This is a genomic window from Paenibacillus sp. MAH-35 (assembly GCF_058135425.1).
On record NZ_JBYUPU010000004.1, the window covers coordinates 88212 to 100620 of the forward strand.

Below are 12409 nucleotides of genomic sequence, written 5' to 3' on the forward strand. Positions count from 1 at the left end.
ATCACTAGAACGGCTCAACGAGCAGATGGAGCGAAGCTCCCCGTTGCCTCCCGCACTACGGGATACATGGGCTTGCACGTCACAGGACCGTCCGGCGTTTTACTGGACGGTGTATCAGCATTTTCAGCGTGCCGGGAGCTTCGCGGCGTGCAAATTGAAGCGCAAATCCAAGGGAGAAGCGCGATGAGATTTAATTTTACTCCTTTTATGGACATTGACAGCCTCGATGTATACCAGTAAACTACAGGTGAAAATACCAAACTTGTACTAATAATTCAGTCATAATGTAATCGCTTACACAATTCTGATCAAAATCACGGGGGTGTCCATCTACCAAAGAGCAAGCAACGCATACCCAAATGAAGCGGAGGAATCGCTATGGCGGACTGGATTCACAGGAAACGTGCTCAACGTCTTTCGATTGTTAGCGGCTTAACCGTATTTGCATTGTTATGGCAATTGTTCTCGGGAGCTCTCATTACCTATGCGCAAAATGATACGTCCGAACGTTCCGATGCCGGTTTCTCGGACATGCAAGATCACTGGAGCGGTACGTCCGTAGCATGGGCCGTTCAAAACGGCATTGTAAGCGGATACCCGGACGGCACGTTTCGGCCGGACCGCGAGATGACCCGGGCGGAATTTGTAACCGCGGTGAATAAAACGCTTGGCTACGCGACCGAAGGGACTGCCCGCTTCACGGATGTCGGCGCGGCCGAATGGTTCGCCCCGGCGTTTCGGGTCGCGGCCGGGGAAGGGTACTTAACCGGCTATGAAGACGGGACGGTTCGTCCGCATCAGCCGGTAACCCGGCAGGAAGCCGCTGTCATACTGGCCCGTACATTCAAACTGACCATAGGCGCAGCCGGTGAAGCTGGAGCTGCCGGAGACACCGGCGAACCCGGGGAAGCCAAGGCGGCGCTCGACGCTTATGCCGATTCCCGCGAAGTGCAGGACTGGGCGAAGGCCGCCGTCGGCCGGTTGATCGGGCGCGCCTATTTGAACGGGTATCCCGACCGTACGCTGCGTCCGCAAGGCGGTGTCTCGCGCGGGGAGATCGTAGCGCTGCTCGGGCGGATCGCCGGCGACGTATACGGCAAGCCGGGTCAGGCAGGCCCGGATTCCGGCTCCGCGCATCACGCCGGCAATGTGACGGTTACAGCGGACGGCGTAACGCTAAGGAACCAAACGATCGACGGTGACTTGTACATCACATCGGGAGTCGGCAGCGGCAGCGTCGAACTGGTCAACGTGACCGTAAAAGGAACGACGATTGTCGCCGGAGGCGGCCCGAACAGCATCGTCGTCCGGGATTCGGAGCTGGCGAATATGCGTGTCGATAAAAAGGACGGCAACGTTCGTATTCTGGCTGCGGGAACGACTTCGATCCGTTCGGTGCAGCTCGTTTCCGGCGCCGTACTGGAGGAACAGATGAGCGGGAATCATCCGGGATTCGGGCAAGTAACAGCAGGCGGGACGATGCCGGAAGGCTCACGGATCGTACTGGACGGCGATTTCGAGTCGGTGACGGTCCAGGCCTCGGGAATTGCCGTCGAGCTTCGCGACGGAACGATCCATACTTTCGAGACGGGGGCCGGGGCTGGCAAGCTGAAGCTGACGGTGAACGGCCATATCGAAACGTTGACGGTCCGTTCGGCTGCGGAAGTAACGGGGACCGGCACGATCCGGCAGGCGTCCGTGCTGGCCGGAGGCGTAGCGATTGCGCAGACGCCGGTCGAGCTGAAGCTGGGCGAAGGTGTGACAGCGCAAGTGGGCGGCAAGCCGGTTAGCGGCCCCGTACCGGGAGCGGGAGGAACCGGCGGTATTGGTTCCGGCAGCTCCGGCGAATCGCCGGACACCGATCCTCCGGGAGAGGAGCCGCCCGCCAAGGCGGCAATCGAAGCCGTTTGGCCGGAGCCGTTAGGAGCGGGCCCGTATCTAACCGTGCCGGTAACGGCAACGGGATCGGACGCGACGGCCGCTGGTCCGGTGCGGATTGCGGTCGAGAAGCGTTCGGGCGAAGGGGACGTCTATTGGTCGGCGACCGACCGCAGCGGCCGGGTCGTCAATATCGCCAACACGGGCGTGTTTATGGAGCAAGGGTTTGCACTGCCGGCCCGATCGTCCGAGCGGATCGACTGGACGGTCAAGTTTACGAAAGTCGGCGATTATTCGTTATCCTTCCGCATTGAAACGATGCAGGGCGAGGTGCTCGCGGCCTCCGAGAAGACGGTGAACGTCACGCCGTCGATCATGAATCTCGGCCCGCAGGTGCTGCAGGACGGCATCAACCGCGGCGCATTCGGCACCGAGAACGGCAAGGCGGTCGGTTATGCGGTCATTACAGGCAAGCCCGATTCGCGCTTCGTCGTCGTCGACATCGAGACCGAAAAGGTCGTCAAGCAGTTTGACCTCCCGGGGGCGGAAGGGGCGTGGGGCGTATACGCGGCTTCCAACGGCGACGTATACCTCGGCACGTATACGAGCGCGAAGCTGTTCCGCTACGACCCGTCGGCCGGCGTGGTCGAAGACGTGGGCAGTCCGCTCTCGTCCGTCGGGGGCTCGCTGCTGTACGAGATGACGGAGGACCGGGATGGCAACATTTACTACGGCTCCTATCCGGACAGCAAAGTGTTCAAGTTCGACCCCGTAACGCGGCAAACGACCGATCTGGGGACGATGGTCGAAGGACAGCCGTATTCCCGGTCGATCGCTTACGATCCGAATGAGCACGCGCTGTATGTCGGGGTGGGGGGAAACAAAGCGTCGCTGATCAAGTACGATTTGGCGACAGGGGCCAAAACCGAGCTGCTGCCCGAGCCGATCCGCTCCAGGTATAAGCACACTTACGATATGAACCTGATCGGCAATAAACTGTTCCTGAAAATGGATTCGAACTTCGGCCTGATCGTAATGGATATTACGGACGGCTCGGTCGTCAAAGACTTCGGCGATCTAGCGATTCATTCCCGGGGGACTTCAAGCTTGTCACCGGACGGGAAAACGGTCTATTTAACCTTCGGCGGCATATTGAAAGCGTACGACCTGACGACCGATACGATCACCGATGTGACAACGGCGGCGGGCAAGATCGATTTCAAGGCGAATGCGATCGGCTGGGGGATGGCGGAGCTGAACGATCCGGATTACCCTGGCCATACGCTGGTCGGGTTCGTGGGCAATACGGGCGGCGGCTTTTTCAAATACAACCTGCAGCAAAAGACGCTGCGCCAGACGAATCTGGAGCTGCCGAAAATCCCGCTCAAGCTGCACGCTTTGGGCAAATCGACCGACGGAAACATCTATACCGCGGGTTTCCTGCCAGGCGGGATGGGAATCTACAATCCGTCGACCGGCATATCGTCGAGCAACTCGATCAGTCAGGTGGAAGGAATGACGGCGCTGGGCCAATATATGTATTTCGGCGTATATCCCGGCGCGAAAATCTTCCAATACGATACGACCAAACCGTGGAAATCTAGTGGCAGCGGCCTGACGGTTGTTAACAAATTCGAGCTGAAGACGGCTCACCAGCAGGATCGCCCTTATGCGATGCTGGGCGTGCCGGAGCTGAACAAAGTTTTCATCGGTACCGTGCCGGACTACGCCGTAAGCGGCGGGGCGTTAACCGTCTACGACCCGGCGGCGGCTCCGGGGCCGTCGTATCAAGTATACGAGCATGAGCAAAGCGTCGTGGCGCTCGCTTATTTGAACGGCAAAATTTACGGCGGGACGTCATACCGGGGCGGCTTGGGAACGGAATGGCCGTATGCTGACGGCAAGCTGTTCGTGTTCGATCCGGCTACGGGAGCCATGGAACGGGAGATTGTACCGGTTCCCGGCAAAGGGGCCGTCAACGAATTAATCGCCGGTCCGGACGGCAACTTGTGGGGCTTCGCCCAAGGGACGTTTTTTGTATACGATCCGGTGCTGGGTCAAGTGGTGTATACCGACGAGGCGTTTCCGGAATCGACCGGCGCCTGGCTCGACCCGCAGATGGAAATTAGCGTGAAGGACGGCCACGTATACGGCACGATTGCCGGGGACAATTTCTTCCGGATCGACAAAGATACGAAGCAGATGACGGTACTGCACAAAGGCGCGTCGCTGCTCGCGCAGGATAATGACGGCAACTTTTATTTCAAATTAAAGCAGGACGAATCGGTGCTGTGGCGGTACACGATCGAGGACCGCACCGTAGCGGCGAACGACGTGTCGATTCCTGTGCGGGAAGCCGACGTGTACTTGAACGACACGCTGACGGTGACGGCTGACGTATACCCGGTTTATGCAACGCTGAAAAACGTCGTCTGGTCGACAAGCAACGCCTCGGTGGCGACGGTCAGCGCTTCCGGCGTCATTACTCCGGTTGCGGAGGGGACGGCGGTGATCACGGCGAAAATCGCGGACGGCAGCCGCTCCGCATCGATAACGGTCCATGTGAAGGAGCGAATCCGCTCGGAGTACGAGTTGTCCACAGGGACAGTTCCGGCTGTCATCGAAGCAATTCCGGTCACAGTGCCCGTTCAGGTCAAGACAACCAAGCTGGGTGCCGGGCCGCTCGAGAACGCCTATTATACGCTGGAGAAAACGGCAGGCCCCGGCAGCATCGCCTTCGAATTCGAGGACGCCGGAGGAGTGGTGCATTCCTTCACGGACCGCGGCGAATACGGACGGCCGGGCTTGACCGTCCCGGCGCAGGTGAATGCCGCCATGAACTGGAAGATGACCTTTTCGTCGCCGGGCGACTACTCGGTTACGATCCGGTTAGTGGATGCCGCCGGCGCAACCGTAGCGGAGACAATTCGAACGATTGCCGTGCAGCCTAAGCCGGTTCTTTCCACGTATACATTCGCTTCGGCGGTAACGAATGTGACATATGGCGTATACGGAACCGTGCCGGTTACGCTGCGAACGGATGTCGCCGGCTTGAACGGGTACAGCGGGGCGAAGCTGAAGATCGAAACCGTCAGCGCCCCCGGAAGCCTTTCCTTTGAGCTGGTAGACGGCGGCCGGACGTATTCGTTCGCCGGCTCGGGCGAGATCCGGCCGGACGGGTTTGACGTTGCCGCTTTGTACAACGAGACGATGCTGTGGACGATAAAGGCGGATCAGCCGGGCGCCTATCGGACCCGGTGGACGCTGATCGGAGCGGACGGCCGCACGATCGTGCAAAACGATCTGTATCTGGTGGCGGCGATGCCATATGCGGTAACGCTCGCTAACGGGGATTTCGAGCAGCCGCAGCTGCCGGACGGAACGATACCGGGCTGGACCAACTGGTCCACGTCGCTGAGAAATGTGGAACTATCGCAGGAGAGAAAGCTTGGCGGCGGCAGCAGCCTGAAATTTATCGATGAGAAAAATAACGCGACGAATGCGATTCAGACGGTAAACGTACCGGCGATACCGGGCAAGACGTATCAAGGCTCGTTTATGGCATACAATACCGGCCCGTCCAACGGCGTTCAGCTGTACTTGCAGTTTCTGAACAGCGCCGGCACCCGGATCGGCGTAGCTTATCTGGGCTCGACCGTGATGAATCAATGGGCGCCGGTCGTCGTGACGGGAACGGCCCCGGCAGGTACGACACAGGTCAACATTATGGTGTACTCCACGTCGGGAGCCGTCATGACCGTCTACGTGGACGAAGCGGCGCTGTCTTACCGGGATTAGCGGCAGCTGCCCCTGCGGCCCCGCCGAACGGATGAGCGCGTAAACCAAAGAACCTCCGCTACCACGACTGCAAACGTGGAGACGGAGGTTCTTTTTGGATATAGGCTGGACTACCTGCTTAAGCTCCTCGCCGCCGTTCGAAACGAAATTATGCGACCAGCGGCCCCGTCTATTTACGACGCTGGCGGCCCCGCCTAGAACCGATATTCCTCGAAAAAAAGGACCTCAGCCTCCACATTACCGTGGAGTTTGAGGCCCTTCATTTGAAATGAATACCTTCCCTGTCTTACGGACTGCCCCTTCTTACATGCGACGCGGAGCCCGGTAGGGCCAACCCCACTGATAGCGGTCAGCGGCATGCAGCCGCAGGAACGCCCTGTGAATGGCTGTACAGCTCCTCGTAGTAGCCTTTACGCTCCAGCAACTGCTCGTGCGTGCCTTCCTCGACGATCGCCCCTTGCCGCATGACGATGATCCGGTCCGCCTGCATGATCGTGGACAGCCGGTGTGCGATGACAAGCGTCGTTCTGCCCTTGGATACGATATGAAGCGCCGCCTGAACCAATTGCTCGGTATGGGAATCGAGATTGGCGGTCGCCTCGTCGAGGATGAGCAGGCTCGGCTTGAACACGACGATGCGCGCAAACGAGATCAGCTGCCGCTCTCCCGCAGACAAGCCGCTCCCCCGCTCGGACAGCATCGTGTCGTAGCCGTCCTTGAGGCGGGTGATGAGCGGGTCGGCTCCTACGAACCGGCAGGCTTCCACCACCTCCTCGCGGGTAATCCGTTCATCGAACAGCCGCACGTTGTCCACGATCGATCCCGAATACAGAAACGGCTCCTGCTGCACAAGTCCGACGATCCGGTGAAGGGAAGCCTGCGGGATGTCGCGGACGTCCGCCCCGTCGATTTTAACGCTCCCCTGCTGCACGTCGTAAAACCTGCACAAAAGACTCATCAGCGAGCTTTTGCCGGCGCCGGTTGCGCCTACGATGCCGATCATCTCGCCGGGGCGGATATGCAGATTGAGGCCGGACAAGATCGGGACGCCTTCCACATAACCGAAATGGATGTTGTCGTAGTCGATTCTCCCTTGAACCGACTCCGCCGCAAGCGGCTTCGGACGTTCCGGGTCCTGCACCGCCGGCTTGATCGAGAACAGCCGCCACAGCCGGTCCATCGAGACCGTCGTCGCCTGCAGCGTATTCCACTGCTGCGTAATCGAGTTGATCGGCTGGAAAAACTGCCGGATATACGTAATAAACGCGTACAGTACCCCGAATTCCATCGTCCGCTCGAAGACGGCCATACCGCCGATCCAGACGATGAAGGCAACGGACATGTTGCCGAGAATATCGAACGAACGGTTGAAGAACACGTTTGTCTGAACTTCGCGGACGTTGGCTTTAAAGTACTTCTTATTTTGCCCGTCAAACGATTGCTGCTGTTCCTTTTGCTGATGAAACGCCTGAATGAGATTCATGCCGGCGAGATTTTCCGCGGTGAAGGCGATCAGCCTCGACAGCTGCGCGCGCGCGATCTGGTAAATTTTGCGCATATACGAACGGAACCCGATGGCGATGCCCGCGATGATCGGCAGCAAAAGCATACTGTAGCCGGCCAGCACCGGGTCGAGATGGAACATGAGCGCAATGATGAACAGCAGCGTCATGCCGTCGCGCATCAGGCTTAAGAACACCTGCGTGAAAAACTGGTTCAGCGTCTCCGTATCGCTCGACACGTGGGTGACGAGGCTTCCGTTCGGGAACCGGTCGAAAAACGACATCGACAGCTTCGATATATGCTCGAACAGTTCCTTGCGGATGCGGGCGACGATGTTTTGCCCGACATATTGCAGCATGTTGTTTTGCAAATACGTAAAGACGAGGCCCATAATGACGAAAAACAAGTAAATGCCGCAGATGACCAGTAGCATGCCGAAGTCGTTTTTGCCGGCCATCAGGTTGTCGTCGATCGCGATTTTGACCAGATATGGCTGGAGCAGGTCGGCCGCGATGGCCAGCAGCGTACAGAGGAAAATGAGCGCGAACCGCAGCCGGAACGGCTTGGCGTAGGCCAGCATGGCGCGGAAGGCGGCCCGCCGGTCTTCCTTGCTGGCGTTATAAGGGCTGGCGGCTTCTTCCGCCAGCTTGCTCGGGTCAGCCTTTTCCTTCGGCATAGCGCGTTCCCTCCTCCTGGATGGCATACAAAGAAGCGTACAGACCGTCCTGCTTCATCAATTGCTCGTGCGTTCCCCGCTGGACGATCGTTCCTTTGTCGAGGACGACGATTTCGTCGGCATGCTTGATTGCGCTGATCCGATGCGCGATGATAATCGTCGTCTTGCCGCGGCGCTGCGAGTGGAGATTGTCGATAATATTCGTCTCCGTCACGGCATCGACCGCGCTGACGCTGTCGTCGAGGATCAGAATCGGCGCGTCCTTCAGGAAGCCGCGGGCGAGGCTCGTTCTCTGCCGCTGGCCGCCAGACAGCGTAATGCCCCGTTCGCCGAGCTTCGTCTCGAACCCGTCGGGGAAATCGGCGATATTGTCGTAGATTTGCGCCTGCTTCGCCGACCGCTCGACCGTCTCCATCCCGGAGCTCCGGTCGGAGAAGGCGATATTGTCGCGGATCGAAGTGCTGAACAGGAAGCCGTCCTGAGGGACGTACGCGATAAACGTGCGCAGGCTTTCCAGCGTAGCGCCGCGGACATCAAGCCCTCCGATCGAAATCGTCCCGTGCGGAGGCTCGTATACCCGGAGGAGCAGCTTGACGAGCGTCGTTTTGCCGCTTCCGGTCTTGCCGATGATCCCGAGCGTCTTGCCATGCGGTACGGTCAGACTGATGTTATGCAGCGCTTCCTGGCCGGCTCCAGGGTACGAGAACGACAAGCCGCGAATCCGAAGTTCCGGCGAGGCGGCGTCCAGCGCTCTCGCATCGGGGCTTTCCTGAATGTCCGGCTGCACGGCGAGCATGTTGTTCAGCCTTTCCAGCGAAGCGCGCGAACGCTGCATCGTGTTGATGACGTTGCCGATCTGCTGGAGCGGGTTCACGATCATCCGCAGGTACAGCGTCAGCGAGACGAAGCTGCCGATCGTAATCGAGCCTTGAATCGTCAAATACCCGCCGTAGGCGATCGCGATGATCAGCGACAAACCGCCTAGAAACGGAAGCAGCGCCTGGAACATCGACGACAGGCGGACGAGCCGGAGCTGATTGTCGACGATCGTGTCGACCGTACGCCCAAACCGGGCGCGCATGATCGGCTCGACGGCGAACTTTTTGGTCACGCGGATGCCGCCGAACTGCTCCTCGGCCGTTTCCGTCATTTTGGCCAGCGATTCCTGCACCTTGAGCGACCGGCCGCGAACCCGGGGGCCGAACAGGACGACGACCCATGGAATGAACAGCAGCGGGATCATGCAGACGAGGATGAGATATACCGGGATCGAGCTCAGCGTCATCATCACAAGGACGGAGACGATCAGGATGACGGCGTTCGTCGTCTGGTTGACGCCCATCGAGATTGATTCCCTGACGGAGGTGACGTCGTTCATGACGTAGCTGAGCAGCTTGCCGACTCCGTGCTTCGAATAGTAGTGCTCGCTCAACGTGGTGAATCTGGTGAACAGTTTGCCGCGCGCCACGAACTCGAATTTTCTCCCGAGCCGCATAATGATGTACTGCCCGAGTCCGGCGAGGAGACCAAATGCGATCCCGATGAACAGCAGCTTCAGGCTGGCATCAACAATCGCCTCGCGGCTAATGCCTCCCGCCTGCAGCGTATCAGTGAATTGTCCGAGGACGCGCGGGTAAAAAGCTTGCACAACGTTCGCCACGGTGATGGACAAGATCGCGAAAGCGTATACATACCAGTGCGATCGTAAATAGGAATAGAGCACGCGTGGAGATTGCAACCTGGACCACTTCCCGTATCGGATTTCGTTTCAAAAGTTCATTATACTGGCGTATGCATAAACTTTCATCTGCCTCTAAGGGCGCAAGACGCGATATTACGAGTTGTGCGGCTGTATTCAACCGGTATTCGACACCCAGCCAACAATTTCTATCGAATTCGGCCCTTACCTGCATCCTCGGATGAATTCACGAACAATCCGCTCCCTGGCGCGGGATTGACGGGACCCGGGATCGCATGATAATATTTGACTAAACCAATAAGTAAAGTTGGATATTGTCGTAAGCAACAACGGCTGACTAGTCCTCTAGAGGCGCTGTACCCGGAACGTGTGTGTATTCGGGATACATGCGTCTTTTTTGCGCTCCGGAGAAGAGGTCCGTCTGAAGAACCATACAAGGAAGAGAGGAGAAAAGACCGATGAGCGAAACGCTGCTGGAAATTCACCAATTGCACAAAATATTCGAGTCGAGGAACGGAAACGTACACGCGCTGCACAACATTCATCTGAATATAAAGGAAGGCGAGCTGGTTACGGTCATCGGGCCGAGCGGCTGCGGCAAAAGCACGCTGCTGAAAATCATCGCAGGTCTCGATACCCGCTACGAGGGCGATGTCCGTCTCGGGGGGAGGCAGGTAGAGGGGCCCGGGATCGACAAAGGTTTTATTTTTCAGGAGCCGCGGCTGTTTCCCTGGCTTACGGTGGAGAAAAATATTGCCGCCGATCTGCCGCTGGGCCGGCCCGAGGTCCGTTCCGAGGTCGATCGGCTGATCGGACTCGTCCGTCTCGAAGGGTTCCAGAAGTCGTATCCGCGCGAATTATCCGGCGGGATGGCCCAGCGGGTGGCGATCGCCAGAGCGCTTGCGCGCAAGCCGCGAATTTTGCTGCTTGACGAGCCGTTCGGCGCGCTGGACGCTTTCACGAGGGCGCATATGCAGGAGGCGCTGCTCGACATCTGGCAGCAGAACCGGACGGCGATGGTGTTCGTCACCCACGATATCGACGAGGCGGTGTTTCTCGGCAACCGGGTCGTGATCCTGAAGCCGCGCCCGGGCGAGATTCGCAAGATCATTCCGATCGATCTGAGCTATCCGCGCAAAAAGTCGAGCGTATCGTTTCAAGAGATGCGTTATCTCGTCCTGAACGAATTCGAAAAGCTCGACGAGCTGGAGCTTGTGGAAAGCGCGGGAATTTGAAGCATCCGGAAGCCCCGAGCCGATGCGGCGTGGCGAAAGAAGCGGCGTCCGGTCTGAAAAACAGGAGTTGGAATAGAAGCCTTGCCGTATTTAAATAACCGGCAGGGCTTTTATTTTCGGTGGATTCGTAAGCTAGTCAAAGAGACGACCGTTTCCTTGGTGCAAAATGTTTGTTTTTGAGCATTGATCGATCATATGGTTTCGGGTAAGATTGAATGTGTGTGATTTTGTCGTTTTATAAACTAGCCCTGAAAGGAAGGGATCGCTTATGCAAACACAGTCAAAGGTGAAATTGGGAGTAATTGGACTTGGTGGAAGAGGAAGAGGTTTGCTCAAAAACCTTCTGGTTATGGACGATGTGGAAATACCGGCCGTCTGCGACCCTTACGAGGACCGTCTGCAGAAGGCTCTGGACATCGTAGCGGAAACGGGAAGACCGAAGGCGGAAGGTTATTCGGACTACAAGCAGTTGCTTGCCCGTGACGACATACAAGGCGTTATTATCGCCACAACCTGGATTACCCATGCCGAGATCGCAATCGCGGCTATGAAAGCCGGCAAATACGCGGGGATCGAGGTCGGCGGAGCCGCTTCGCTCGAAGAGTGCTGGGAGCTGGTCCGGACTTCTGAACAGACCGGGATGCCATGCATGCTGCTGGAAAACTGCTGCTACGGCCGGGAAGAGCTGGCTGTTCTTAACATGGTCAAGCAAGGACTGTTCGGCGAGCTGATTCATTGCCAGTGCGGCTACGAGCATGACCTGCGCGACGAGGTGGCGCTCGGCGAACAGAACCGCCATAACCGCTACCGCAACTACCTGCACCGTAACGGAGAGCTGTATCCGATCCACGGACTCGGCCCGGTGTCCAAAGTGTTGAATATTAACCGCGGCAACCGTCTGATGACCTTGACCTCGATGTCTTCGAAAGCGCGCGGCATCCGCCAGTGGGCGACGGACAAGTTCGGAGAAAACGATCCGCTTGCTAAAACGGAGTTCGCCCAAGGCGATATCGTCACGACGATGATCAAATGCGCCGGCGGCGAAACGATCTCGGTCATTCACGATACGACGCTGCCGCGTCCGTATTCCCGGGCGGGCCGGGTGCAAGGGACGAAAGGGCTGTGGACGGAGGACAACAACTCGATTCATATCGAGGGCAGAAGTCCGCACCACAAGTGGGAATCGTTCGATGGCTACCGCGAGGAATACGAGCATCCGATCTGGAAGCAGTTTTTGCGCGACGGGGTGAAAGGCGGCCATGGCGGCATGGACCATCTCGTGCTGCGCGCCTTCGCCGAAAGCGTCAAAAATGGAACGGACACGCCGATCGACGTCTACGACACGGCGGTGTGGATGGCAATTACCGTGCTTTCCGAAGATTCGATTGCGCTCGGCAGCGCCCCGGTTTGCATCCCCGACTTTACGAAGGGCAAATGGATCAACCGCGCGCCGGGTCCGGTGGGCAAATATAGGCTGGATCAAGTAGACGAGTCGTTGTTTAACGACTGATCGGACTTCTTTTCTCTAATAACGAAAGGCTGTACCCGAAGCCGCTGTGAGCGGCAGGAGGTGCAGCCTTTGCTTTTGGAAGCCGGGAGCTTCCGCGCTAACCGGCACAT

At 58.1% G+C, this 12409-nt stretch carries 5 protein-coding genes; 3 read left to right on the forward strand and 2 right to left on the reverse strand.

Annotation, left to right across the window (positions count from 1 at the left end):
* The first annotated feature begins 378 nt into the window (after nt 1–378).
* A complete protein-coding gene (locus AC3Y2E_RS05305; protein WP_379207906.1) occupies nt 379–5676 on the forward strand; it encodes an S-layer homology domain-containing protein in 5298 nt (1765 codons plus the stop codon).
* 349 nt (nt 5677–6025) lie between these two features.
* On the opposite strand, the gene AC3Y2E_RS05310 is transcribed toward AC3Y2E_RS05305, so the two are convergent.
* Together AC3Y2E_RS05310 and AC3Y2E_RS05315 are read right to left on the reverse strand one after the other, a co-directional pair.
* Complete coding sequence (locus tag AC3Y2E_RS05310; protein WP_379207909.1) at nt 6026–7855, reverse strand: ABC transporter ATP-binding protein; 1830 nt, start codon at nt 7853–7855, stop codon at nt 6026–6028.
* Nucleotides 7836–9593 carry an ABC transporter ATP-binding protein gene (locus AC3Y2E_RS05315; RefSeq protein ID WP_379207911.1) on the reverse strand — a complete coding sequence of 586 codons (1758 nt, stop codon included), beginning with the start codon at nt 9591–9593 and terminating at the stop codon, nt 7836–7838. Before AC3Y2E_RS05315 ends, AC3Y2E_RS05310 begins: the two co-directional genes overlap by 20 nt.
* Nucleotides 9594–10012: 419 nt before the next feature.
* Here AC3Y2E_RS05315 and AC3Y2E_RS05320 point away from each other — a divergent pair, with 419 nt between their 5' ends.
* The gene (locus AC3Y2E_RS05320; RefSeq protein ID WP_379207913.1) at nt 10013–10789 is read left to right on the forward strand and encodes an ABC transporter ATP-binding protein; all 777 of its coding nucleotides are present in this window, start codon (nt 10013–10015) and stop codon (nt 10787–10789) included.
* 268 nt (nt 10790–11057) lie between these two features.
* Nucleotides 11058–12299, forward strand: coding sequence for a Gfo/Idh/MocA family protein (locus AC3Y2E_RS05325; RefSeq protein ID WP_379207915.1), 1242 nt, complete (start codon nt 11058–11060; stop codon nt 12297–12299).
* The last annotated feature ends 110 nt before the right edge of the window (nt 12300–12409 follow it).